The sequence below is a fragment of the Serratia bockelmannii genome (assembly GCF_051803255.1).
GTDB classification, from domain to species: domain Bacteria; phylum Pseudomonadota; class Gammaproteobacteria; order Enterobacterales; family Enterobacteriaceae; genus Serratia; species Serratia bockelmannii.
Genome location: NZ_CP196512.1, coordinates 3,074,346 through 3,099,696, shown reverse-complemented (window position 1 = coordinate 3,099,696; position 25,351 = coordinate 3,074,346). Strand labels below are relative to the sequence as shown.

The following is a 25,351-nucleotide window of genomic DNA, read 5'->3' as shown; positions in this document are numbered from 1 at the left end:
GGCTGTGTAATAAGGCGCCGTCATCAGGGCGCAAGCAGCAACACTTTTAATTGGCTCGGCACGATGCGCATGCCGAGCGCGTTGGTGGAATTCTGCAGGCTGAGGCTGGTCAGCCGGGTGGCCGGAGTGCCTTTGAGCAACACGGTAAAGGCGCCGGTCAGGTGGCGGGATGGCCCCATCACCGTCCCGGAAGCGACACCGGTGGCTACGCCGGGGTTGTCGCCGTTGGTCAGGGGCGTTACCGTCGCCATGTTGTGCGCCGGGGTACCGACGAACAGAATGTTGAACGCGTTCGGGATGGCGGTCGGCGCGAGGGCGATATCCGGGTAGGGTACGGGCACCGGCGCCGGGCTTGGCGTCAGACAGACGTCGGGAAACGCCAGGTCCACGCCGATCATTTGGCTGTTGGCAAACATAAAAGGCCTCCGCAGGTTATCCGACGTGGATTTGTTCCGAATCCAGCTTGGTGATGTCTTTTGAGGTAATGAGCGTGTTGCGGGCATGAATGCGGGCGTAATCTTCCGCCTGATAATCCAGCTGCCCGGCGCGCACGTGCTCGGTTTGGCGCACTTTGCGGAACAGCGAATGGCTGATCTGGCTGACCGAATGCCACAGCGACTCGCAGCGTTTACCGACCAAACGGCTGATGCTGACGAAGGCCGACAGCTCTTCGCCGCTGTATTTCATCTTGTCGACGTGGCAGTCGCCGCTGTTCGCCTGCAGCGTCATGGCGTCGCCGCTCAGTTTCAGCGCCTGCGCGCTGTGCAACGACAGCGAGCCGTTCGGCGTTTCAATCTGCAGATCGCCTGCGACGCAGAGCCGCGCCGTGCTTTGCGGCTCTGCCCGCTCGAGGACGGCGATCGCCCACAGCTGGTGGCCGCAGCCGGCGACCAGCACGTTATCGCCGAGGGCCGGCGTCAGCAGGCAGCTCGCCGCCCGGCGACAATGCCAGCCACGACCTTCACATTCCACCACCAGACTGCCGTCCGGCAACAGGTTGACGACCTGGCCAGCGGCCTGTTGGGGCGGTGCGATGTTGACGGCGCGAGTTGTGTTGGCAACGCTCATGGTGATCCCCTCGTGAAGTGGTCAATGCATTCAGATTCGGCTCTGGCGCTGTGCGCTCCAGGTTTCGGCGGCGTACAGCTCTTCGTCGCTCTCGAGGATCCCGCTGCGATCGCTCCAGCGCGTTTGCTGCTGGTGGGCGCGATGCATACGGGTGCGCATAAAGCGCGCGCGCCGGAAATCGGCGGCGCCAATGTCGGCATAACAGAAGTCGGCGTAGGTCAGGTCGCTGTCGCTGAAATCACAGCGCGCCGATCGGCTGTGCTGAAATACGCATTGATACAGGCGCGCCTGGCTGAAGTTGGCGGCATCCAACGTCGCTTCGCTGAAGATCGCCTGATCGAACTGCCCGCCGCGACACTGCGCCTGAGTCAGATTGGCCTCCAGCCACAGCGACTGCTGCGCCTGTACGCTGGTCAGGTTGGCGCGCCGCAGCGAAGCGCCCTTGAAATTGCTCTGGCGCAGCGTCGCCTGGCTGAAGTCGACGTCGTCCAATTGGTTATCGGTAAACTGGCAGGCGATCAGGCTCTGCCCGGCGTAACTTTTGCCGCGGTGGTCACATTCGAAAAACGTGACGCGGTCGAAGTTCACGCCTTCAAACTGCGTTTTACAGAGATTTAATCGAAAGAACGTGACAAGGCATAAGCGCGCCTGATTCAACATGGCGCCGTCGAGCGGGCTTTCGTAAAAGGTAGTGCGATCGTGCTGAGTGGCGGAAAAATTCGCGCCGGCCAATTGGCACGACATCCAGTGACTTTGGTTGAGCGACAGCCGGCTGAAGTCGCTCTGTTCAAGCCGACAATCGTTGAACATCGTCAGTTCGATATGGCTCTCGCTGAAGCGGCTGGCCGACATGGCGCACTGATTGAAGGCCGTTTGCTTCAGATCCGCCCGCGTAAATTGTGCGTGTTCGAGCTGGCAATCGCTGAAAACGCTGTCGCGCAGATCGCAGTCAGAGAAGTTCACGCCGTTCAGGTTCAGTTCGTTGAACATGCCGCCGGCCAAATCCAGACCGGCGAATGACAGGCCGTGCAAGTCCTCTCCGGCGATCGGCTCGCCGCGTTTTACGCGCTGGCGTATCTGCTCTGGTTTTGAGGTCATACTTCCTTCCCGTTGTGGCGAGGCAATGTTTTCACCCTGGCGGTATAGGCGCTCTCGAGCCGGGTTGCCTGATCCACTTGCGACTGCGACAGGTCAGCCCGGAACAGATTGGCGCCCTGCAGGTCGGCGCCTGACAGCACGCATTTTTGCAGGATAGCCGCAATGAAATTGGCATCGCGCAGGCTGGCGCGAGACAAATCGCTGCGGATGAACAGGCTGCCACTGCCGTTGGCCTGGCGGAAATCGGCCTCGTTCAATCGGGTTTCCGACAGATCGCAATTATTGAGACGCGCCCGGCTAAAATTGGCCCGCTGCAACGGCATCTGGCGTAAATTGCACTGGTTTAGCGTCGCGTCGCTGAAATCCGCCTGCGGCAACAGTGTCTTCGCTGCGAAGGCGCAGGCGGTGAGGCGCGCGGCGCGGAAGCTGAGGCTTTGCGTCTCGGTATCAACCCAGGCGCAGCTTTCCAGCCGCGCCTGACTGAAGTTCACCGCCAGCAGCCGGCATTTGACGAAGCTGACTTTGTCGAGCCGGGCGTGGCTGAATGTTAGCTGCTCCAGCTGCAGTTCCATCAACGTCATGTTGGCCAGCGTGGCGCGGCTGAAATCACATTGTCCGAGCAAGGTTTCGTATCCCAGCAAATCGCGTAATGACGCCATCGTGAAATCGCAGCGTTGAAACAACGTTTGCTGAATATTAGTCTCATGCAGCTGCGCGCCGCCGAAATCTGTCGCTTCGCATTTCGCCAGGGCCAAAGAGGCGTGGCTCAGATCGGCCTGCTGCAAGACGGCGCCGCTGAGATCGGCGCGCGCCAACATCGCCTCGCGAAGATCGCAACCCACCAGTCGGGTTTGGCGTAGATTGGCGTTTTCCAATAAAGCGCCGCGTAAGTTAGCCTGGCAGAGATCCATGCCGGACAGATCGGCGCCGGTGAGATCAAGGCCGCTGAGATCTTTATCGCGCAGCATGGCGGCGGCGACGCGTTGGCGAATGATTTGCGCCAGATCGCCACTTAAGCGCAGTGCAGGGCTTTGCGCCTGCGCTGACATTAAATACATTTGGTGCAGCGCGCGCTCGCTTTCCCCCAGCTGCTTCTCGCTGAACGCGTCGGGATGCTGGCGCGCCTCCTGGAACAGCAGATCGCGCTGCTGCTGGTAGCTTTCCGCACCGGAGGGCGACACGTGATCCCCTCCGGGGTTAAGCGGGTCGATACCCTCGGCGTGCGCCAGCTTGAGCATGTCCTGATACTGCACCTCGGCCTGGCTTTCCAGACGCTCGACGAATTCGGCGAGTTGGTCCAGCTTCGGCGGCGCTTCTTGCGACGGTAGCGGGAACAGTTCATCGATGTCCTGGCCTTCACGCAGCAGGCGCTGGCGATGCTCTTCGCGCTGCTGGTGCTCGTAGGCGGCGATATTTTCCGCCATTGGGCTTTGCTGCGTCGGCGTTTCCGTATCCAGCCAGGCACCGATGCACGCCTCCGGCAGCAATTCTTGTTCGCGAAAAGCGTGCAAAGCACCCTGTTCTTTATCCAGCCGCTGGGCCAACACCTGCCGATAATGCGCGGTGGAACGGGGCTCCCCTTCGGTTTCCAGGGCCGGCATCAGTTGCATCACGTCGGCGGCATCGTCCTCATTGATGCGCGCGCTACCCTGATAGATCAACAGCATCTGTTCCCGATGCGGGAAGAACCAGACGGTGGTATGGCGCATCGCGATCTCTTCGAAATGCGTTTCACCGCCGCGCAGTCGGTTGATGAAGCAGCGCGCGCGCCACGGCGGTAAATGCCCTTGCTGCACCGGTTCTGAAGGGTGCATATTCCAAATCCGATAGGCAGCCCGCGGCGGCAAGCTATCACGTTGAGGAAACTGCTGATCGCTTTCCGCCATGTTGAACAGGCGCCAGTCGATATCGTTGGCGAAGCCGGGAAAGCCGTGCTTCAACCAGTCGGCGTCGTAGTTTTTACCGATGCGGGAGAAGCGACGCGGCCAGGTGATATCCAGCGCGTCAAAGCTTGCCGGCAGGGCACTTTGCCGAGGAGACGCAAGGCGTCCCTGCAGCGGTTCAACATTGGGTAGGCGATGGATGCGGCCCTGCGGAAATGTTTCGGGAGTGGCGCCGATGCCGTGCGGATTATCGGCGAACTGGGTGCCGCCGTAAGCCCGGCGCCAGTCCAGACGCATTTCTGCAAAGGGAAGAGGCGTGGAGGGACGATCGTTGATCCAATGGCGATCGCCGAAAACCACCAGCGTTTTCTCCAGCGAATCAAACTGGATCTTCACGGCGCAGGCGGTTTTGTCTTGTTGATGGTGGGTGTAGGCGTTGCCAGTGGCGAGAAACTCCGCACAGGCTTTTGGGATAGCCAGATCGAGCACGCCGCCACTTAACGTAAGTTCGTCGGCGGCCAACTGCCACAGCTCCGGTTCGGGGCGCAGACGCGGGGAGGCCCCCATGTCGGCCAAGGCCAAAACGGAAACGCCCAGATGATTTTGCCCTTGCCAAGAGAAGGGGCGATGAAGCGCGCTGAGGCGCAGAGGTTTTACGACTTTCATTGTGTGTGTAAAGCTTCCTGTGGATATCAGCTGGCAGCCAGGCTGCTTGCTCAAAAACAATCCGTTTTTCGGTTTAATAGATATCAGGCTATGTCACAACAGATGAAGAAAACGATGCGGCGTTCAGCGCCGATCGCTAATGCGGGGAGAGTCCCACTTCGAAATGGATGATCAAGAGGACAGTGCGTTGTCCTTCCCGTTTATTCCGCGAGCCAGCAGCACGGCGGCGACGGACAATGACGCGGCGATCGCCTTGGCGGTAAATTGGCCGGTGCTCTCCAGGTGATAGGGCGCAAAAAATCCGACGCCGGCGGTGCTCAGAACCAGCAGCGCGACGAGCGCCGCAAAACAGGGCAGCTCTATCGCCAGCGTCAGTCTGCCGGGTGTCGCCGCACCGAGGTAACGCATCAAAAAACCGGGCAAAATCAGGAACCCGATCAGCTCTGCGGGAGCATTCACCGCAGACATCACCTGCTGATTGTATTTCAGGAGCGCCAGCATCAGCGCGACAAAGATCAGCAACCGCATGGGTAAGGCGGCCGCTCGGCTTGCCGACAAAAAGGTTTTGCCGATCGCAGCGAGCAATACGCAGCCGACCAGGATGCCAAAGACGGTAAACAGGATCTGTCCCCAGAGGCTGTCCTGCGTCGAAAAGGCAATGAACGCGCCCATCGTGACACTTCCTTATGCAAGGTGATTTAGCGAACTGATGAACGATAAGCCGTTTGCAGAACGTTGAAATCGGATCGCGTAATTGAAGGGATCCTTTTCGCTCAAAGCCGGGAAAGCTCTTCGATCACCGCTTTTTTGGGGTTCTTCGGATCGTACTTTATCGCGGTGAAATGGCCCGGTTGATAACGCGGCAGATCCACGACGCTGATCGGGCCTTTCGCCACGGCCGTATGGTTTTTTCCGTCTTGGGCGATGTACTTGACTTCGACTTCGCAGACCGGCCGATTTCCGTCCCACAGGTTGGTCTGGCGAATGCTGACGATTTGCCCAGAGGCGGAAATACCGTTCTCCATCACGCTGAGGGAAGAACCGATATGTTTGAAATAACCCCAGATATCGACCGTGATGAATTTGAAAAAGCCCACCAGACTGAGGATGGGAGCCAATAAAATCAACCCGATAACGGTGAAAACATTTTTGGCCTTCGACATGGGAGTCCCTTTACAAGAAGATCGCCAGCGCCTTGGTGCTCAGCCGTAAGGCGCCGTTGGTGACCAGCGCGCCAAGCTGAGTGAACGTCATGGGATCATTACTGAGCTTGAAATTGGTTTTGCTGATCGACAGTGGGTTATGCGAGATATCCAACATCGTGTGTTTAAGGCTGGTCGCCGTCAACGAAAGATTGGAGCCGTAGAAGGCAAAATTGGCCCCGGTCGCCACCCATTTCCAGCCGTGGCAGTTATCTTTCCAGTTCGGCGTTTGTACCGAGACGCCGTCCGCACTGGTGATATCAATGGTTTTCGCCTTGATGGTCAGCGTGCCGGTGATCGTCGTGTTCTGGTTATTATTATAGGTTTCGGTGACATCCCCGGTCACGGTAGCGGTCTGGCCGCCCGCTTCAATCGTCAGGACTTGCCCGCCGGCAGTAATGGTGGTGTGCTGACCGCCGGCGGTGATGTTGACGGTCTGCCCCTGCTTGATGGTGCTGGTCTGTTGCCCTTCGGTAATGTCGAGGGTCTGGTTGCCTTTCACCGTGACATGCTGGGTTTGCGTAATGTTTTGCGTCTGCGCGCCGTCAAGCTTGAAAGACTGATTGCCGGTGATGTCGATTTTATCGCCGCCGTCGATAATCGTCAGGTCGCGGCCGCCTTTGATGTTCACCGTCTGGTGAGCGTTCAGGTTGGCGGTGTCCAGCCCATTGACGGTCGTCGTGCGTTTCGCTTTGTACAGGAACGTGGCGTCGCCGGTGACGGTGTCGTCCTGCTGGCGCCCGATGGTGGTGGTGCGACTGCCGTCAATATTGACGTTCTTGTCGTTTTCCACCGTCATGTTCATGTTGCGTTCGGCATGCATGTCGAACGATTCGTTGCCGGGCGAGTCTTCCAGGAACAGGAAGCTGGCGTTGTCGGCGCCGCCGCCTTTACTGCGGCTCATAAAGCCCATTTTAGTGGCGTCGCCGGGCAGATCCCACGGCGGCATGCTGTCTTCGTTGTAAACGCGGCCGGTGATGATAGGGCGATCCGGATCGCCGTTGATAAAGTCGACCACCACTTCCTCACCCACGCGCGGGATCTGGATCCCACCGTATTTCCAGCCGGCCCAGGCGCTCGAGACGCGCACCCAACAGGAACTGGTTTCATTGCCGCTGCCGTGGCGATCCCAACGGAATTTGAGTTTCACCCGGCCATATTTATCGGTCCAGATGCTTTCGCCTTCCGGGCCCACTACTTCGGCAGTTTGCGGGCCGTGGGTTTTCGGCCAAGGCGTGGTGCGCGCCGGGCGCCAATTGATGTCCGCCGGAACGACCTGAAATTCGGTTCGCTGCTCGCCAACATCATTATCGTTGCTGGCGTAGCTGTTTTCCTGCATGAAGTACTGCGCGTTGACCACCAGGTAGGCGCGGTTGTCTTCCATACGCGGCGCCTGGGTCAGTTGAAAACGGTAGCCGGGCGCAATGCCCTGCGAATTGCCTTCGCCGCTCATCTGCTCGTGCTGCGCTTCGAACTCCTGTTGGCGAACCTTGACGTAAAACTGGCCGTGGGCGTGATCGGTATAGCGACCGGGCCAGTCGAACACCTCGGCTTTGTCCTGCGCGAACGAGGCGGGATTCTGCCGGGCCTCCAGCAACCGCGCGCGCGGCTTACGAAAATCGTAGTCATCCAGGCTATAGAGGCTGGGCGTGATGGCGTCAGAAACGCTCCAGCTATTGATGCTGTCCTTGTTTTCCACCAGGCCACCTTCCGCGAGCTGGTAGGGAATGCTGGCGTAGCCGGCGAGTTCCTGATGGGCCGCCGGCGCGTCAGCCAGCACCAGCGTATGGCCGTCTTGCTGGTGCGTGAAATAATAATAGATGCCTTCGTGTTCCATCAGACGGCTGATGAAATCGAAATCGCTCTCCTGATACTGCACGCAGTATCCCCAGATGCGGTAGTCGTAACTCAGGCGGTTATCGATTTTCACCTGATACTGCCCCAGCACTTGAGTCAGGATGTCGGGAACGGTTTTTTCCTGGTGGATGCGAAAATCGCGGTTTTGCGTCAGATACCACAGCGTGGGGCGCAGCACGGCGCGGTAGATATAGTAACGGTTGCCGCCAGCTTCTCGGCCGGAGAGGGTCATGCGCGTGATATTGCCGTTGAGATAACGCGGTGCCAACGGATTGCCCCGCAGCTCCAGCGTGATTTTTTGTCCCAGCAGCGCTTTCAGATCGAGCCGATTGTCGGGGCTGAGCAACTCGACGTCGAACTCGAACAATCCGGCCAGTTTTTCCTCGCCGGAAAGGCTTCTGAACAACAGCTGATGGGAGGGCAAGGGCGTGTGCGCAATGATAAGACGATCCATACTATTCCCCGCTTTAGGCATAGCTACCGCACGAGAATTGACGCGCGATCCCGATGGCGTATCTGTCACGAATAGAGACAGGAACTGACGAAAGATTTAACAAAGTTTACACAAAGGCACGATTTGTGCAGTCTACAATAGAGCTCTGCATTTGCAAAATAGCCTTGTGGATCAATGCTCAATTCGTTAACTTGCTCACGATCTTATTTTTTATTATCTAAAACATATAGATGCGAGCAGATCATTTTTTATCTCAAATTATTGGGAAATTGGTAATACCAAAGAATAAATGTGTAACACATAAGTCAACGTGCTTATAAAACAACTCTTTTTTTACGTAAAAAAAGTCGCTGACTGTTTTTTATCCTTACCATTTGCCAGTTAAAGATGATCAAATATATAAATTTGGCGAATGTTAATTCGGATGATTCCTATTTGGTGGGCGTCCCAGGGCCCACCGACGGGCCTGGGAACATGCGTTTGAACGGTTGAAAATGCAGCGAATACCGTCGTTAACGTGGAGAGGAGTCGAAGGAGAGTTGACCTACCAGCTCGCAGAGCCAGATTAACGCCGGGTCGCGTTGCGCCTGCCGGCCGGCGATCAGCTCAATGGGGAAAGGCGCGATGGCCAACTCGTCAGGCAGCGGGAGAATGCGTACGCGTTGCGGATCGGAAAAATGCCGGGCCGCGCTGGCGGCCAGCGTGGCGATCAGATCGCTGTCGGCGACCACGGCCGGCAGAGCGGCAATATGTGAAAAGGTCACGGCGACGCGCCGCTGACCGCCGATTTCCGCCAGACGCCGATCGACCAACCCTCTGGCAGAGCCGTCGTCTGCCGGCGCGTACAGCCCATGCGGCAGGCTGAGGTAGCGTGCCAGATCCCAGCGGCCATCCGCCAGCTGGGGGTGTGAACGGCTGGCGATACACACCAGGTGCTCTTCAAACAACGTGCGCACATAGTGGCTTTCCGCACCGGAAAGGTGCCCTCCCAGCGCGATATCCACCTCGCCGCGATCCAGTTGCCGATAAATATTGTGGCGATCCAGACGCGAAACGCGAATATCGATGCCGGGGGCGGTCTGACGCAACCGGCTGATGAGGGTGGGCAGCAGCAAGATATCGGCATAGTCGCCGGCCGCCAGCGTAAAACGCCGCTGCCCGGCGGTGGCCGGATCGAAACGGGCAGGGGGGGCCAACGCCAGATGGATCTGTTCAAGCACCTGCTGTATTTGCGGCATCAATTGGTGGGCGCGCGGCGTGGGTGACATGCCGCCGCCGCTGCGCACAAACAGGGGATCGTTGAGAAGAATGCGCAGCCGCGCCAATGCATTGCTGACGGAGGGCTGAGCGCGGTTTAGACGCCGGCCTGCGGCGGTGACGTTGCGCGTCTGATACAACGCCTCAAACACCACCAGCAAGTTGAGATCGACGCTGGCTAAATTCATTTTATGAATACTCTATATACAGATAATCCATTTCCAGAATCATACTGTGTTCTTTAGGCTGAAAGCACACAAATTTAGCCTTCAATCAGGGGAAATGATGAACAAAGTCTTGGTCACCGGCATTGAGCCGTTCGATGGCGATGCGGTGAATCCTTCCTGGCAAATTGCGCAGGCGCTGGCCGGTGAACATATTGCCGGCGCGGAGATCGCGGTGCTCGAGCTGCCCTGCGTATTGGGCGTGGCCAATCAGCAATTGATCGCGGCGATTGAGGCGCTGCAGCCGCTGGCGGTGATTTGTCTGGGCCTGGCCGGCGGCCGGGCCGAGATTTCGCTGGAACGGGTGGCCATCAATCTGATCGATGCCCGCATTCCCGACAATGCCGGTAAACAGCCGATCGACGTACCGGTGGTGGCGGGCGGGCCGGTAGGGTATTTTAGCACGTTGCCGGTGAAGGCCGCAGTGCAGCAGCTGCGCCGACAGGGGATCCCGGCGGCGGTCTCTTATACGGCAGGTACCTATAACTGCAACCATATTTTTTACGGTCTGCGGCACTATCTGGAGACGCAGCACGTGAGTGTCAGGGGGGGATTCGTACATATTCCGTACAGTCATGAACTGGCGGCGTCCCATCCGGGCAAGCCGAGCATGGCGCTGGCGACGATGGTGGAAGCGGTGCGCACGGTCGTACAGGTGACGCTGACGGTAGAGGAAGATGTGCGATTCGGCGACGGCGCCGTACATTAAAAGCAGGGCGTGGTGTACCACGCCCTGCTACGGGTTATTCGTCGGCGACGCGGATCACCAGTTTGCCGAAGTTTTTGCCCTGCAGCAGGCCGATAAACGCCTGCGGCGCCTGCTCCAGCCCATCAACGATGTCCTCGCGGAACTTGATTTTCCCCTGTTCGACCCAACTGCTCATTTGTTGCAAGAATTCGTCAAAGCGTGAGCCGTAGTCGTCGAAGATGATAAAGCCCTGCATGCGGATGCGTTTGCGCAGGATCAGCCCTTCCAGCAGGGGCAAGCGGTCCGGCCCCGCAGGTAATCCGGTGGCATTGTAATGGGCGATGATGCCGCACACCGGAATGCGTGCTTTGGTGTTCAACAGCGGCAGCACGGCGTCGAACACCGCCCCACCGACGTTTTCGTAATAGATGTCGATGCCTTTTGGGCAGGCGGCCGCCAGCTGTTCGGCAAAGTCAGGGGCGCGGTGATCGAGACAGGCGTCGAAACCCAACTCTTCCACCACATAGCGGCATTTTTCCGCACCGCCGGCGACGCCGACGACGCGGCAGCCTTTCAGCTTCCCGATTTGGCCGACCACCGAACCGACCGCACCGCTGGCGGCGGCGACCACCAGCGTTTCACCTGCCTGCGGTTGGCCGATGTCGAGCAACCCCATGTAAGCGGTAAATCCCGGCCTGCCCAGCACGCCCAGCAGGCGGGAAGGATGCGGCAGGTGCGGGCCTAGGTTGCGCAGGCCGCTGCCGTCAGACAGGGCGTAATCCTGCCAGCCGTCATAACCCAACACCCAATCGCCGACGTTGAAATCGGGATGCTGTGAAGCCGCCACGCGCGATACCGTACCGCCCACCATGACCTGACCGATCTCCACCGGCGGCGCGTAGGAGGGGGCATCGCTCATGCGCCCGCGCATATAAGGATCCAGCGACAGATAAACAGTGCGCAGCACCAGCTGCCCGGCGGCGGGCTGCGGTGCGGGGACGGTATCGAGACGGAAGTTGGCCGCCGTCGGTTCGCCGTGCGGACGCGAAGCCAGCAGGAAGCGGCGGTTCTGTTGAGAAGGGGACATCGAAAGCTCCTTTGCGTTGCGACAAACAAGATTCGTTAAGCCTAGTCCAGGGGCGGCAAGGCAACGTTACCGAATGTGCTTAGCCTTAGAGCGGAACGATCAGCACGTCGATATGGCTGATATTGATAAAGCGGGCGGCGGAACAGGAGACCTTATTCATCATGCCGTCGCGATGGTTGCCGCAGAGCAGCAGGTCGAACGGCTGACGGCGGCTGGCGTATTCCAGGCTATCACCCAGCTCGCCGTGCACGATCAACGTATCGGCGATCGGGTAACCGGCGCGTTGACGCAGTTCCTCCATAAACAGCCGGGTTTCCTCCTCCATCAACGTGCGTAAATCGCCCAGCATTGGCCCGGCGAAATTATTGTACATTTCCGGGTTGGCGAGCGTGCTCAGCAAGGTGATGCTGCCGCTGTAAGGGCGGACGATGGAGACGGCCTTTTCCACCAGACGGTGGCTGTCAGGGGCAACGGCAACGGTGACCAGAACGTTTTGATACCCCATATCCTACTCCTTGTTGTATCCATCGTGTTTCAGGCTGCCGCATCGGTGGCCTTGGTGGAAGTCTTGCGTCGGATAAAGGGTAGAACCTGGCGGGTGGAATAAATGTGTTTCGCATCACGCGCGGCAATAAAAGCTGAATTTGCACCGGTTATATAGCAATAAAAGATAAAACCGTTGCCGCACGTAATTTCACTGAATTAAAGCACCTGCGTCCACAGCGTTTTCGGCACCTTGCCCAGATCGAACAGTTTACCGGCAACCAGCTCAGCGCGACGGTGGTCGGCAGCGCGGTACATATTGCTCATTTCTGTATCATTTTCAATGGAGTAGTTCAGTTTGTCGTACACCTTCTCCAGGCTGTCCAAAGAGGAGCATTTACGGAATGTCAGCAGATATTCGAGCGTATCGGTCATGATTAAAATATAGCCTGTTAATAGTTAAAGCCGGGTGAATAACACATCGGCGGCTCACGGCGACGCCGTCGAGGTAGCGATGTACGACCTGACAAAAATCATTTCAAGTAGATAAATTGCACTGGGTAATGATGTCACGCCGCCCGTAGCGGCGCTTTGATAAATCATAATATGCCCGTGCGCCGTCAGCAATCTCATCCTGCTGATAAATGGAGAAATAGGGAAAGTCTCAGGGCGGCTGACGGCAGACGCGTCGTCGTCGCTGCTGTGCACAAGCACGCGCTGCCGTGCCAGGCCTCATTCTGCAGTGATTTTTTCACCCGGCCGCGGCATTGGGTGGTGTTTTTCGCCGCCGCTGACGTTAAAACGCCGTTTTTCTCGATGGAGAAATATGAAGAGTAAAACAAAACTGCGTTTTATTTTATGACCATAAGGGGATGAAATCGTAAGCCATGTAAATAATCATCTGGGGATGAGGGGAAATTATCACGACGACAAAAAAGAAATAAAAAGCATTAAAGTTTTATGGCGTGCTGCCGATATATCGTTTTGGCGGAATTTAACGCAAAAAAAGTATTCTTGCATCGTGCTAATACGGAAACATATCGTTACGTCTGTGAGCTTGTTCACTACGCCCGCGAATCATTGATAAGCCATAATCACCTGATGTTGAAAATTAAAACAGCCTCAGGCTGGGGGCTTAAGTCAAATCCGATAGCTAATAACCTTATAGTTTACACTGGTTATTTTTCAGCTTGGATATTTTTTAGTAACTCAAATGGTTATTTATACTGAGTTTGTTGCCTATATGCAGATTTTTGTTCTGTTATTTTGGTTTGGTGATGCTTTTGTTCGAATTGATCTAAAAAAGATAATTTTTTGGCGGATAAACATTGTTTTTAAGACGTTTTTTTACCTATGGTTGTTTTGTGTACAAAATGGCGGTCAATAAGTGAGCGTATTTGGGGGTATTTGGCTTAATTATTTTTTATTTTTGTGATCTATGTCACATTGTATTTAAAATTGCCTCTCACTTACATTGTGTGTGCTAATGGTTCGGGGGTAGAGTTGCGCTGCTTTAGGAATAATCTTATTAAATTTGTAAAAATAGTTTCATGGTGACTAAACACTATCGAAGCAGAATGCTGTACATCCATACACGTAGGTTTACGCTCGTAGCAAATACTGAACAGTGGTCGAATTTAGCGATTGTAGAAAATTATAGCAGTCGTTTTTGAGAGATTAATTTGCCAACTTTGGGAAACAACCCAAGTCACGGGCGATAAAATTTATCACCCAGCGTATGTTTTTAAACATAGTCTGTCGGGATGGGGAATATGGGTACGTCTGAATTACTTAAGCATATTTATGACATCAATTTGTCATATTTACTTTTAGCACAGCGTTTGATCAACGATGAAAAAGCGTCCGCGATGTTCCGCCTGGGTATTGATGAAACCATGGCCGATGCGCTGGCGCAGCTGACTTTGCCGCAAATGGTCAAACTGGCCGAGACCAACCAGCTGGTTTGCCACTTCCGCTTTAACGAAAGCCAGACCATCGAACGCCTGACCAAAGAGTCGCGCGTCGACGATCTGCAACAAATCCATACCGGCATTTTGCTATCAAGCCATTTACTGCAAGAGCTATCGAGTAAAGACGCTAGCCCGACGAAGAAAAGAGCCTGATGATGGTTGAGAAAAGTATCGTTCAAGAAGCCAAGGACATTCAGCTCGCTATGGAGCTGATTTCGCTGGGAGCCCGACTGCAGATGCTGGAGAGTGAAACTCAGCTCAGCCGTGGGCGCTTGATTAAACTTTACAAGGAGTTACGCGGCAGCCCGCCGCCAAAAGGAATGTTACCGTTCTCAACCGACTGGTTTATGACCTGGGAACAAAATATTCACTCGTCGATGTTTTACAACGCCTACCTGTTTCTGATGAAAAGCGGGCAGTGCAGCGGAGTGGAGGCGGTGATCAAAGCCTATCGCCTCTACCTGGAACAGTGCCCGCAGCAGGCCGGCGAGGCGCCGCTGCTGGCGCTGACCCGTGCCTGGACGCTGGTGCGTTTCGTCGATAGCGGCATGTTGCAGCTCTCCGCCTGCAGCTGCTGCGGCGGCGCATTTATCACTCATGCGCATCAGCCGCTGAATGGTTTCATCTGCAGTTTATGCCAACCTCCATCCCGCGCCGTAAAAAGACGTAAACTTTCGCCGCAACTGGCCGATATTATTCCTCAACTGCTGGACGAGCAGGTCAAACGCGCCATTTGAGCCGCCACGTTGCCGGCTCTCGGCAATGAATACCGACGTGTGATACGCAGGGGCGGCATGCCGCCCCCAGACACGCAGCCTGGTCTGTCGCGCCAGGGCGCGTTTGCCCCACCTTCCATCCACATTGTTAATTTAAGGAATGCGTGTGCTAGTTATTTTGGGTTATCTCGTGGTATTGGGTGCGGTGTTTGGCGGCTACCTGATCGTGGGCGGTCATCTCGGTGCGTTATACCAACCGGCGGAGTTTCTGATTATCGGCGGGGCGGGTGTCGGCGCTTTCATCGTCGGCAACAACGGCAAGGCGATCAAGGCCACGCTGCGCGCGCTGCCGCGGCTGATGCGCCGTTCCAAATACAACAAAGATCTGTACATGGATCTGATGGCGCTGTTGTTCCGCCTGCTGGCCAAATCGCGTCAGCAAGGCATGCTGTCGCTCGAGTTCGACATCGATAATCCGCAAGAAAGTGAAATTTTCTCTAATTATCCGCGCATCCTTGCCGATAACACCCTGGTGGAGTTCATTACCGACTATTTACGGCTGATGGTGAGCGGCAATATGAATGCGTTCGAGATCGAAGCGCTGATGGACGAAGAGATCGAAACCTACGAGCAGGAAAGCGAAGTGCCCGCCGGCAGTTTGGCGATGGTGGGTGACTCCTTGCCTGCGTTCGGTATCGTCGCGGCGGTGATGGGGGTGGTACACGCCCTGGCTTCGGCCGATCGGCCGGCTGCGGAACTGGGGGCGCTCATCGCTAACGCCATGGTTGGTACTTTCCTCGGTATTCTGCTGGCCTACGGCTTCATCTCGCCGCTGGCCACGTTGCTGCGCCAGAAGAGCGCCGAAAACGTCAAGATGATGCAGTGCATCAAGGTCACGCTGCTGTCGAGCCTGAACGGATACGCACCGCAGATCGCGGTCGAGTTTGGCCGCAAAACGCTGTATACCACCGAACGTCCTTCTTTCGTTGAGCTGGAAGAACACGTGCGCCGCGTGAAAGCGCCGGCGCAGCAGGCGACGGAAGAAGAAGAAGCATGAAACAGAATCATCCGGTCGTTCTGGTCAGAAAGCGCAAGTCGCATCATGCCGCCCATCACGGCGGCTCCTGGAAGATCGCTTATGCCGACTTTATGACGGCGATGATGGCGTTCTTCCTGGTGATGTGGCTGCTGGCGATCGCCAGCCCGCAGGAGCTGACGCAAATCGCCGAATATTTCCGCACGCCGCTCAAGGTTGCCCTGACCAGCGGCGACAAGAGCAGTTCCGAAAGCAGCCCAATCCCGGGCGGCGGCGACGATCCGACGCAACAGCATGGCCTGGTGAGAAAGCAGGTCGACTCGCCGGACTCGCGCGCCGAAGAGCTGCGCCTGAACAAGCTGCGCGAAAAGCTGGATGAGTTGATTGAGTCCGATCCGCGCCTGAAGGCGCTGCGTCCGCATCTGTTGATCAACATGATGGATGAGGGGCTGCGCATTCAGATTATCGATAGCCAGAACCGGCCGATGTTCAAAACCGGCAGCGCGCAGGTCGAGAGTTATATGCGCGATATTCTGCGGGCGATAGCGCCGATCCTCAACGACCTGCCGAACAAGATCAGCCTGTCCGGCCACACCGATGATATCCCTTACGCCACCGGCGAGCGCGGCTACAGCAACTGGGAACTGTCGGCCGATCGCGCCAACGCCTCCCGACGCGAGCTGATTGCCGGCGGCCTGGCGGAAGGCAAGGTGCTGCGGGTGGTGGGCATGGCGGCCACCATGAGCCTGAAACAGCACGGCGCCGATGATGCGATCAACCGTCGTATCACCGTGCTGGTGCTGAACAAGCAAACGCAAGAGGGCATCGAACACGAAAATGCCGAAAGCAACGCGATGGATATCGCCCAGCCGGATAGCCTGAAGCAGCTGGCGCCGTCGGCGACTGCGCCGGCCAGCCAAACGCCGGAACCCCAGGCGGTAACGCCGACCGATCAAGCGACGCCGCCGGCGATGGACCCTGCCGCCCAATCGCAGACATCCCCGGCGATAGCCCCGGCCGGCCAAACGCCGGAACAATCGGCGGCTGCGCCCGCACCGACTAACCGCGACTCACAGCCAGAGGTGACCCCGTGAGCATGGACATTAGCGATTTTTATCAGACCTTCTTTGATGAGGCGGACGAGTTGCTGGCCGACATGGAGCAACACCTGCTGGAGCTGGATCCGCTGGCCCCCGATATCGAGCCGTTGAACGCCATCTTCCGCGCGGCACACTCGATCAAGGGCGGTGCGGCGACCTTTGGCTTTTCGGTGCTGCAGGAAACTACCCACCTGCTGGAGAACCTGCTGGACGGTGCAAGACGCCAGGAAATGAGCCTGAGCACCGAGATTATCAACCTGTTTCTGGAAACCAAAGACATTATGCAGGAGCAACTGGACGCCTATAAAACCTCGCAACAGCCTGACGCCGAAAGCTTTGAATACATTTGCCAGGCGCTGCGCCAGCTGGCGTTGGAAGCGCAACAGCAGCAGGAGGCGCCCGCGGTTCAACCGGCCGTTCAGCAGCCCGTTGTTCAGCACGCAGCCGCGCCGGCGGCGATCGAAGGCGGCATGCGCATCAGCCTGAACGGGCTAAAAGCCAGTGAAATCCCCTTGATGTTGGAAGAGCTGGGTAACCTCGGCGAGGTTAAAGACCCGCATCAGACGGAACACAGTCTGGACGTGACGTTGCTCACCTCCGCCAGCGAAGACGACATCAGCGCCGTGCTGTGCTTCGTGCTGGAACCGGAACAAATCAGCTTCTCGACGCCGACGCAAAGCGTGCCGGCCGTCGCGGAGGCGAGCTTACCGGAAGCGGTCGCCGTGCCGGAACCTGCGCCAGCGCCGGTCGCCAGCGCCGTGCCGCCTGCCGCCAAACCGGCGGCCGCAGCGGCGGAAGCGCCGAAAGCGCGCGCCAAGGCGAGCGAATCCACCAGCATTCGCGTGGCGGTGGAAAAGGTGGATCAGCTGATCAACCTGGTGGGCGAGCTGGTGATCACCCAGTCGATGCTGGCGCAACGCTCCGGCACGCTGGATCCGGTGAACCACGGCGATCTGCTGAACAGCATGAGTCAGCTGGAGCGTAACGCACGCGATCTCCAGGAGTCGGTGATGTCGATCCGCATGATGCCGATGGAATACGTCTTCAGCCGCTACCCGCGTCTGGTGCGAGATCTGGCCGGCAAGCTGAACAAACAGGTGGAGCTGACGCTGCAGGGCAGCTCGACCGAACTGGACAAGAGCCTGATCGAACGGATTATCGACCCGTTGACGCACCTGGTGCGCAACAGCCTCGATCACGGTATCGAAGAGCCGGCCACCCGCATCGCCGCCGGTAAATCGGCGGTGGGCAATCTGGTGCTGTCGGCCGAACACCAGGGCGGCAACATCTGTATTGAGGTCATCGACGACGGCGCCGGTCTGAACCGCGAAAAAATTCTCGCCAAGGCCGCTTCGCAAGGGCTGGCGGTCAGCGACAGCATGAGCGACGAAGAGGTCGGCATGCTGATCTTCGCGCCGGGCTTCTCCACCGCCGAGCAGGTGACCGACGTTTCCGGCCGCGGCGTCGGCATGGACGTGGTGAAAAGAAATATTCAGGAGATGGGCGGCCACGTCGAGATCCGTTCGCAGGCCGGTAAAGGCACCACCATCCGCATTCTGCTGCCGTTGACGCTGGCGATCCTCGACGGCATGTCGGTCAAAGTGAACGACGAAGTCTTTATTCTGCCGCTGAACGCGGTGATGGAATCGCTGCAGCCGCAGGCGGAAGACTTGCATCCGTTGGCCGGCGGCGAGCGCGTGCTGCAGGTGCGCGGCGAGTACCTGCCGCTGGTGGAACTGTATCGGGTATTCGAAGTGGAAGGCGCCAAAACCGACGCTACGCAGGGCATCGTCGTCATCCTGCAAAGTGCCGGCCGCCGCTATGCGCTGCTGGTGGATCAGCTGATCGGCCAGCATCAGGTGGTGGTGAAGAATCTGGAAAGCAACTACCGCAAAGTGCCGGGCATCTCCGCCGCGACCATTTTGGGCGACGGCAGCGTGGCCTTGATCGTCGATGTCTCGGCGTTGCAAACCTTGAACCGTGAAAAGCGTCTGACGGACGCCGCCGCATAATAATGAGTTTATTGATTTAAAAGGTGAATGATATGGCAGGATTGGCAGCCGTCAGCAAATTGGCTGGCGAAACGGTAGGGCAAGAGTTTCTGATTTTCACCCTGGGCAACGAGGAGTACGGCATCGATATCCTCAAGGTGCAGGAAATTCGCGGCTACGATCAGGTGACCCGCATCGCCAACACCCCGGCGTTCATCAAGGGGGTCACTAACCTGCGCGGCGTGATCGTCCCGATCATCGATCTGCGGGTGAAATTCTCCCAGCAAAGCGTGTCTTACGATGAGAACACCGTGGTGATCGTACTGAACTTTGGCCAGCGCGTGGTGGGTATCGTGGTCGACGGCGTTTCCGACGTGCTGTCATTGACCGCCGAGCAGATTCGCCCGGCGCCGGAGTTCGCGGTGACGCTGGCGACTGAATACCTGACCGGCCTCGGTTCGCTGGGCGAGCGCATGTTGATCCTGGTGGATATCGAAAAGCTGCTGAGCAGCGAAGAGATGTCGCTGGTCGACAGCGTGGCGAAAAGCGTCTGATTCATGACCTCAGGGGGGCAGGGCGCTGCCCCCTTCATCCATCACTCTTCCTGACCTGTCGCGATGCCGCAGACCGTGCCCGGAACCCCCACTAAAAATAGTTACTTTCCCGCATAAAGTTTTGCCGCACGGCGCCGATAACTCTCACATTCAACGTCATCAGAGCCTGTCTGCGCGGGCTTCAACAAGGGAAATCATGTTAAATCGTATGAAGGTGGTCACCAGCCTGTTGCTGGTGTTGGTGCTGTTTGGCGCCTTGCAGTTGATTTCGGGCGGACTCTTTTTCTCCTCGCTGAAAAGCGATAAGGAAAACTTTACCGTCCTGCAAACTATCCGCCAGCAGCAGCTGCAGCTGAGTGAAAGCCGCGTTGACCTGCTGCAGGCGCGCAACTCCCTGAACCGTGCCGGTATTCGCTACATGATGGATACCAACAAGATCGGCAGCGGCGCCACCATTGATGAACTGCTGGCCAAGGCGAAAGAAGAGCTGGGCGAAGCGGAAAGACACTACGCCGCGTACGAGAAAATCCCTCAGGATCCGCGCCAGGATCCTCAGGCGGCGGAGCGCCTCAAGCATCAGTACGATGTGCTGTACGGCGCGCTCTCCGAGCTGATCCAACTGTTGGGCGAAGGCAAAATCAACGCGTTCTTCGATCAGCCTACGCAGAGCTACCAGGACAACTTTGAGCAGAGCTACAACGTTTACCTGGAGCAAAACGGCAAGCTGTACCAGATCGCAGTCGACGGCAGCAACAGCTCCTATAACTCGGCCATCTGGACGCTGATCGTGATCCTGGTGGTGGTGCTGGCGGTGATCGTGCTGGTCTGGACCGGTATCCATCACATCCTGGTGCGCCCGCTGAACCGCATGATCGATCACATCAAACAGATCGCCGCCGGCGACCTGACTCAGCAGATCGTCGTCAACAGCCGCAACGAAATGGGCGTGCTGGCGGCCAGCCTGAAACACATGCAAGGCGAACTGATTGAAACCGTCAGCGGCGTACGTCAGGGCGCGGATGCCATCTACAGCGGCGCGTCAGAAATCGCTGCGGGCAACAACGATCTCTCCTCCCGCACCGAGCAGCAGGCAGCGTCGCTGGAAGAGACCGCCGCCAGCATGGAACAGCTGACCGCGACGGTGAAACAGAACGCCGAAAACGCCCGTCAGGCTTCACAGCTGGCGTTGAGCGCCTCCGAAACCGCACAGAAAGGCGGCAAGGTTGTGGCCAACGTGGTGCAGACCATGCATGACATCGCCGGCAGCTCGCAGAAAATTGCCGATATCACCGGCGTGATCGACGGTATCGCCTTCCAGACCAACATCCTGGCGTTGAACGCCGCGGTGGAAGCGGCGCGTGCCGGCGAGCAGGGCCGCGGCTTCGCGGTGGTGGCCGGCGAAGTGCGTAACCTGGCGCAGCGCAGCGCGCAGGCGGCGAAAGAGATCAAAGGCCTGATCGAAGATTCGGTCAGCCGCGTCGATATGGGCTCTGTGCTGGTCGAAAGCGCCGGTGAAACCATGGGCGACATCGTCAATGCCGTCACCCGCGTGACCGATATCATGGGCGAAATCGCCTCGGCGTCGGACGAGCAGAGCCGCGGTATCGATCAGGTTGGCCAGGCGGTAGCGGAAATGGACCGCGTCACCCAGCAGAACGCCTCGTTGGTGGAAGAATCCGCCTCGGCGGCGGCGGCGCTGGAAGAACAGGCCAGCATGCTGACCCAGTCGGTGGCGGTATTCCGCCTGAGGCAGGAAGGCCAGGAAGAGTTTAAAGCGCCTGTCACCAGCAAGGCGACGGTAACACCGGTAATCAATCATAAGAAAATGAACGCCAGCGATCTGCAGGATAACTGGGAAACGTTCTGACCGGTATCGGGCCTCTCTCGCAGGGGCCCTTTTCCCTACGTAGGCCGGTCGCCGGCCGGCTGCAAGGAGGTTCACAGTGTTTAACCGAATCCGTATCTCTACCAGCTTATTCCTGTTGTTGATGACCTTCTGCGTTCTGCAGTTGGCCAGCAGCGGCCTGTCGTATTCCGCGTTTCGCTCCGATAACCACAACCTCGACATCATCACCCTCGGCAGCCAGCAGCGCGATTCGCTCAGCCTGAGTTGGGTGTCGCTGTTGCAGGCGCGCAATACGCTGAACCGCGCCGGCACCCGCGCGGCGCTGAAGCTGCCGCAGGAGCAGGTGAACGAACTGATGAGCAGCGCCCGCAGTTCGCTGCAGAAGGCCGATCTCTATTTCAATCAGTTCATGGCGGTTGAACGCAGCAGTGAACAGCAAAGCCAGCAGACGGCCACCACCAAGGCCAGCTACGAGCGGCTGCGCGGCGCGCTGCGTGAACTGATCGGTTTCCTGGAAAAGGGCGAGCTGCAGGCGTTTATGGATCAGCCGACGCAGAAAACCCAGGACCTGTTCGAGGCCGACTTCGTGCAGTACCTGCAGTTGGTCAACGGCGACATCAGCGAAGCCAGGGACGCCAACCAGTTCTCCTTCACGCTGGCGGGCCTGATGCTGGCGGGGGCGGTCTTGATGCTGATCGTGGTGACCGGCAGCGCCATGTGGTGGTTGCGCACCATGTTGGTACAGCCGTTGAACCAAATCCGCAGCCACTTTGAACGCATCGCCGCCGGCGATTTGGCGACGCCGATTCAGGTGTACGGCCGCAATGAAATCAGCATGCTGTTCGCCAGCCTGCAACGCACGCAGCAGTCGCTGATCGGCACCGTCGGCGCGGTGCGCGACGGGGCGGAGTCGATTCTGATCGGCCTGCAGGAAATCTCCGAAGGCAATAACGATCTGTCTTCCCGCACCGAGCAGCAGGCCGCTTCGCTGGAAGAGACCGCCGCCAGCATGGAACAGCTGACCGCGACGGTGAAACAGAACGCCGACAATGCGCGGCAGGCCTCTCAGCTGGCGCGTGACGCCTCGGCCACCGCGGCCAAGGGCGGCGAGCTGGCCGGCGATGTGGTCACCACCATGCACGATATCGCCAACAGTTCGCAGAAAATCGGCGCCATCACCAGCGTGATTGACGGCATCGCCTTCCAGACCAACATTCTGGCGCTCAATGCGGCGGTGGAAGCGGCGCGCGCCGGTGAACAAGGGCGCGGTTTCGCCGTGGTCGCCGGCGAAGTGCGCAACCTGGCGAGCCGCAGCGCGCAGGCGGCGAAAGAGATCAAGGGGCTGATCGACGAATCGGTCAGCCGCGTCAAACACGGCTCGGTGCTGGTGGAAAACTCCGGCGCCACCATGCAGGACATTGTGCGTTCGGTGACCCGCGTGACCGACATCATGGGCGAGATCGCGTCGGCGTCGGATGAACAGAGCCGCGGCATCGAGCAGGTGACGCAGGCGGTGACCCAGATGGATCAGGTCACCCAGCAGAACGCCGCGTTGGTGGAAGAGTCCGCTTCTGCCGCCACCGCGCTGGAAGAGCAGGCCATTACCCTGGCCGACGCGGTCGCGGTATTCCGTCTGGCGGACGATAACTTCGTCGCGCCAGGTAACAGCAGCAACGCAGTTTCACCCGTGGTAAAGGAAGCCCAAGATTGTTAAACCGCATAAGCAGCACGTTTTTCTCCGGTGAAGCGGCATGAAACAGGCGCCGTCAACTTCTAACCGGGATACAGCGTCGATGTTGACGCAAATGGTGCAGCGTCTGCCGCTGTCGGACGTGCATTTTCGCCGTATCAGCCAGTTGATTTATCAACGCGCCGGCATTGTGCTGGCGGAGCATAAGCGCGAGATGGTTTACAACCGCCTGGTGCGCCGGCTGCGGCTGTTGGGATTGCACGATTTCGGCGACTACTTGGCGCTGCTGGAAAGCGATCCGAACAGCGCGGAGTGGCAGGCGTTCATCAACGCGTTGACCACCAACCTGACGGCCTTTTTCCGCGAGGCGCATCACTTCCCGATCCTGGCGGAGCATGCGCGCTCGCGGCCGAACGGCTACAGCGTCTGGAGCACCGCGGCCTCGACCGGTGAAGAGCCGTATTCGATCGCCATCACGCTGAGCGATGCATTGGGCCAGCGGGCCGGCAGTTGCCAGGTCTGGGCCAGCGACATCGACACGCAGGTGCTGGAAAAAGCGGAAGCGGGCGTTTACCGCCAGGAAGATCTGCGCACCCTGACGCCGACCCAAATGCAGCGCTATTTCCTGCGTGGCACCGGGCCGCATCAGGGGCTGGTGCGCGTGCGGCCGGAGCTGGCGGCGCGGGTGAACTTCCAGCCGCTGAACCTGCTGGCGCCGGAGTGGGCGCTGCCGGGGCAATTCGACGCCATTTTTTGCCGCAACGTCATGATCTATTTCGATAAGGCGACGCAGGAGCGCATCCTGCGCCGCTTCGTTCCCTTGCTTAAGCCGGGGGGGCTGATGTTCGCTGGCCACTCCGAGAACTTCAGCCAGATCAGCCGGGATTTCTACTTGCGTGGGCAGACCGTGTATGGGCTGACCAAGGAGAGGTAATGAGTAAAATCAGAGTGTTATGCGTAGACGATTCTGCACTGATGCGTCAGCTGATGACGGAAATCGTGAACGGCCATCCCGACATGGAAATGGTGGCGACTGCGCCGGATCCGCTGGTGGCGCGCGATCTGATCAAAAAATTTAATCCTCAGGTGCTGACGCTGGACGTCGAGATGCCGCGCATGGACGGGCTGGATTTCCTCGAGAAGCTGATGCGCCTGCGGCCGATGCCGGTGGTGATGGTCTCTTCGCTGACCGGCAAAGGCTCGGAAATCACGCTGCGTGCGCTGGAGCTGGGCGCGGTGGATTTCGTCACCAAACCGCAGCTCGGTATCCGTGAGGGCATGTTGGCCTACAGCGAACTGATTGCCGAGAAGATCCGCACCGCCGCCAGAGCGCGCCTGCCGCAGCGTTCCAACAGCTCGGCGCCGGCGATCCTCAGCCACGCGCCGCTGCTGAGCAGTGAAAAATTGATCGCCATCGGCGCTTCCACCGGCGGTACCGAAGCGATCCGCCAGGTACTGCAGCCGCTGCCGGCCACCAGCCCGGCGCTGCTGATCACCCAGCACATGCCGCCCGGTTTCACCCGTTCGTTCGCCGAACGGCTGAACAAACTGTGCCAGATCACGGTGAAAGAAGCGGAGGACGGCGAGCGCGTGCTGCCGGGCCATGCCTACATCGCACCGGGGGACCGCCACCTGGAGCTGGCGCGCAGCGGCGCCAACTATCAGGTGAAGCTGCATGACGGTCCGGCGGTCAACCGCCATCGTCCGTCTGTCGACGTGCTGTTCCGTTCGGTGGCGCAATATGCCGGCCGCAATGCGGTGGGGGTGATCCTCACCGGCATGGGGAACGACGGTGCGGCGGGGATGCTGGAGATGCACCGCGCCGGGGCCTATACCCTGGCGCAGAACGAGGCGAGCTGCGTGGTGTTCGGCATGCCGCGCGAGGCGATCGCCAGCGGCGGCGTCAGCGAAGTGGTTGAGTTGGACAGGATGAGCCAGCGCATGTTGGCGCAGATTTCCGGCGGCCAGGCATTGCGCATTTAATTTTAGTCCGCAGGGTTTACCCGGCGGCGATATGACCCTGGTTCGCCGCGCGGCGGCCTGCGGTTTTGCATCATTAAACGGTTAACTATTTCAGGAGTAACAATGGCAGACAAGAACCTCAGATTTCTGGTTGTGGACGACTTTTCCACCATGCGCCGCATCGTCAGAAATTTGCTCAAAGAGCTGGGCTTCAACAACGTCGAAGAAGCTGAAGATGGCGCGGATGCGCTGAACAAGCTGCGCGCCGGCGGTTTCGACTTCGTGGTGTCCGATTGGAACATGCCGAACATGGACGGACTCGAACTGTTACAGACCATTCGCGCCGATAGCGCGCTGGCCGCGATGCCGGTACTGATGGTGACGGCGGAAGCCAAGAAAGAAAATATCATCGCGGCGGCGCAGGCCGGCGCCAGCGGTTATGTAGTGAAACCATTTACGGCGGCGACGCTGGAAGAAAAGCTCAACAAGATTTTTGAAAAATTGGGCATGTAAGGAGAG

The 25,351-nt window shown here is 58.3% G+C and carries 23 protein-coding genes; 12 read left to right on the top strand and 11 right to left on the bottom strand.

Features of this window, described 5'->3' with window-relative positions; all coding sequences use genetic code 11:
• Positions 1–23: 23 nt before the first annotated feature.
• The 8 genes from ACSJLU_RS14830 to ACSJLU_RS14795 form a co-directional block, all read right to left on the bottom strand.
• Complete coding sequence (locus ACSJLU_RS14830; RefSeq protein ID WP_004934933.1) at positions 24–416, bottom strand: DUF4150 domain-containing protein; 393 nt, start codon at positions 414–416, stop codon at positions 24–26.
• Positions 417–432: 16 nt separating this feature from the next.
• The gene (locus ACSJLU_RS14825; RefSeq protein ID WP_025303284.1) at positions 433–1,068 is read right to left on the bottom strand and encodes a DUF3540 domain-containing protein; all 636 of its coding nucleotides are present in this window, start codon (positions 1,066–1,068) and stop codon (positions 433–435) included.
• Positions 1,069–1,098: 30 nt separating this feature from the next.
• The gene (locus ACSJLU_RS14820) at positions 1,099–2,166 is read right to left on the bottom strand and encodes a pentapeptide repeat-containing protein (protein WP_043138675.1); all 1,068 of its coding nucleotides are present in this window, start codon (positions 2,164–2,166) and stop codon (positions 1,099–1,101) included.
• A complete protein-coding gene (locus ACSJLU_RS14815; protein WP_380824906.1) occupies positions 2,163–4,715 on the bottom strand; it encodes a DUF2169 family type VI secretion system accessory protein in 2,553 nt (850 codons plus the stop codon). The genes ACSJLU_RS14820 and ACSJLU_RS14815 overlap by 4 nt, the downstream gene beginning before the upstream one ends.
• A gap of 171 nt (positions 4,716–4,886) precedes the next feature.
• Complete coding sequence (locus ACSJLU_RS14810) at positions 4,887–5,387, bottom strand: hypothetical protein (RefSeq protein WP_025303281.1); 501 nt, start codon at positions 5,385–5,387, stop codon at positions 4,887–4,889.
• Positions 5,388–5,488: 101 nt separating this feature from the next.
• Positions 5,489–5,878 carry a DUF3592 domain-containing protein gene (locus ACSJLU_RS14805; RefSeq protein ID WP_025303280.1) on the bottom strand — a complete coding sequence of 130 codons (390 nt, stop codon included), beginning with the start codon at positions 5,876–5,878 and terminating at the stop codon, positions 5,489–5,491.
• Between the two features lie 10 nt (positions 5,879–5,888).
• Positions 5,889–8,228, bottom strand: coding sequence for a type VI secretion system Vgr family protein (locus ACSJLU_RS14800; protein ID WP_439040999.1), 2,340 nt, complete (start codon positions 8,226–8,228; stop codon positions 5,889–5,891).
• 512 nt (positions 8,229–8,740) lie between these two features.
• Positions 8,741–9,673, bottom strand: coding sequence for a LysR family transcriptional regulator (locus ACSJLU_RS14795; protein WP_025303278.1), 933 nt, complete (start codon positions 9,671–9,673; stop codon positions 8,741–8,743).
• Positions 9,674–9,770: 97 nt separating this feature from the next.
• Here ACSJLU_RS14795 and pcp point away from each other — a divergent pair, with 97 nt between their 5' ends.
• Complete coding sequence (gene pcp / locus ACSJLU_RS14790; RefSeq protein ID WP_025303277.1) at positions 9,771–10,418, top strand: pyroglutamyl-peptidase I; 648 nt, start codon at positions 9,771–9,773, stop codon at positions 10,416–10,418.
• Positions 10,419–10,452: 34 nt separating this feature from the next.
• On the opposite strand, the gene ACSJLU_RS14785 is transcribed toward pcp, so the two are convergent.
• The 3 genes from ACSJLU_RS14785 to ydgT form a co-directional block, all read right to left on the bottom strand.
• Complete coding sequence (locus tag ACSJLU_RS14785; protein WP_380824911.1) at positions 10,453–11,484, bottom strand: NADP-dependent oxidoreductase; 1,032 nt, start codon at positions 11,482–11,484, stop codon at positions 10,453–10,455.
• A gap of 85 nt (positions 11,485–11,569) precedes the next feature.
• Positions 11,570–11,989 (bottom strand): universal stress protein UspC, encoded by a 420-nt coding sequence (gene uspC / locus ACSJLU_RS14780; protein ID WP_025303275.1) that lies wholly within the window; start codon positions 11,987–11,989, stop codon positions 11,570–11,572.
• 197 nt (positions 11,990–12,186) lie between these two features.
• The gene (gene ydgT, locus ACSJLU_RS14775) at positions 12,187–12,402 is read right to left on the bottom strand and encodes a transcription modulator YdgT (RefSeq protein WP_025303274.1); all 216 of its coding nucleotides are present in this window, start codon (positions 12,400–12,402) and stop codon (positions 12,187–12,189) included.
• A gap of 1,337 nt (positions 12,403–13,739) precedes the next feature.
• On the opposite strand from ydgT, the gene flhD reads away from it, so the two are divergent.
• From flhD to cheY, 11 genes are all read left to right on the top strand, one after another.
• Entirely contained in the window at positions 13,740–14,090 is a 351-nt protein-coding gene (gene flhD / locus ACSJLU_RS14770) for a flagellar transcriptional regulator FlhD (RefSeq protein WP_004934891.1), read from the top strand.
• Positions 14,090–14,674: a flagellar transcriptional regulator FlhC gene (flhC, locus tag ACSJLU_RS14765; protein WP_016927281.1), complete on the top strand. Its 585-nt coding sequence runs from the start codon at positions 14,090–14,092 to the stop codon at positions 14,672–14,674. The genes flhD and flhC overlap by 1 nt, the downstream gene beginning before the upstream one ends.
• A 145-nt stretch (positions 14,675–14,819) precedes the next feature.
• A complete protein-coding gene (gene motA / locus ACSJLU_RS14760) occupies positions 14,820–15,710 on the top strand; it encodes a flagellar motor stator protein MotA (protein WP_015378266.1) in 891 nt (296 codons plus the stop codon).
• Positions 15,707–16,783 (top strand): flagellar motor protein MotB, encoded by a 1,077-nt coding sequence (gene motB, locus ACSJLU_RS14755; protein ID WP_043138656.1) that lies wholly within the window; start codon positions 15,707–15,709, stop codon positions 16,781–16,783. Before motA ends, motB begins: the two co-directional genes overlap by 4 nt.
• Entirely contained in the window at positions 16,780–18,801 is a 2,022-nt protein-coding gene (gene cheA / locus ACSJLU_RS14750) for a chemotaxis protein CheA (protein WP_043138653.1), read from the top strand. Before motB ends, cheA begins: the two co-directional genes overlap by 4 nt.
• Positions 18,802–18,833: 32 nt before the next feature.
• Positions 18,834–19,334: a chemotaxis protein CheW gene (cheW, locus tag ACSJLU_RS14745; protein ID WP_025303271.1), complete on the top strand. Its 501-nt coding sequence runs from the start codon at positions 18,834–18,836 to the stop codon at positions 19,332–19,334.
• Positions 19,335–19,530: 196 nt separating this feature from the next.
• The gene (gene tsr / locus ACSJLU_RS14740) at positions 19,531–21,201 is read left to right on the top strand and encodes a methyl-accepting chemotaxis protein (RefSeq protein ID WP_043138649.1); all 1,671 of its coding nucleotides are present in this window, start codon (positions 19,531–19,533) and stop codon (positions 21,199–21,201) included.
• Between the two features lie 76 nt (positions 21,202–21,277).
• Positions 21,278–22,894 carry a methyl-accepting chemotaxis protein gene (locus tag ACSJLU_RS14735; protein ID WP_038629515.1) on the top strand — a complete coding sequence of 539 codons (1,617 nt, stop codon included), beginning with the start codon at positions 21,278–21,280 and terminating at the stop codon, positions 22,892–22,894.
• A gap of 37 nt (positions 22,895–22,931) precedes the next feature.
• The gene (gene cheR / locus ACSJLU_RS14730; protein WP_025159837.1) at positions 22,932–23,804 is read left to right on the top strand and encodes a protein-glutamate O-methyltransferase CheR; all 873 of its coding nucleotides are present in this window, start codon (positions 22,932–22,934) and stop codon (positions 23,802–23,804) included.
• Positions 23,804–24,853 carry a protein-glutamate methylesterase/protein-glutamine glutaminase gene (locus tag ACSJLU_RS14725; protein ID WP_380824922.1) on the top strand — a complete coding sequence of 350 codons (1,050 nt, stop codon included), beginning with the start codon at positions 23,804–23,806 and terminating at the stop codon, positions 24,851–24,853. The genes cheR and ACSJLU_RS14725 overlap by 1 nt, the downstream gene beginning before the upstream one ends.
• A gap of 102 nt (positions 24,854–24,955) precedes the next feature.
• Positions 24,956–25,345: a chemotaxis response regulator CheY gene (gene cheY / locus ACSJLU_RS14720; RefSeq protein ID WP_004934862.1), complete on the top strand. Its 390-nt coding sequence runs from the start codon at positions 24,956–24,958 to the stop codon at positions 25,343–25,345.
• Positions 25,346–25,351: the final 6 nt, after the last annotated feature.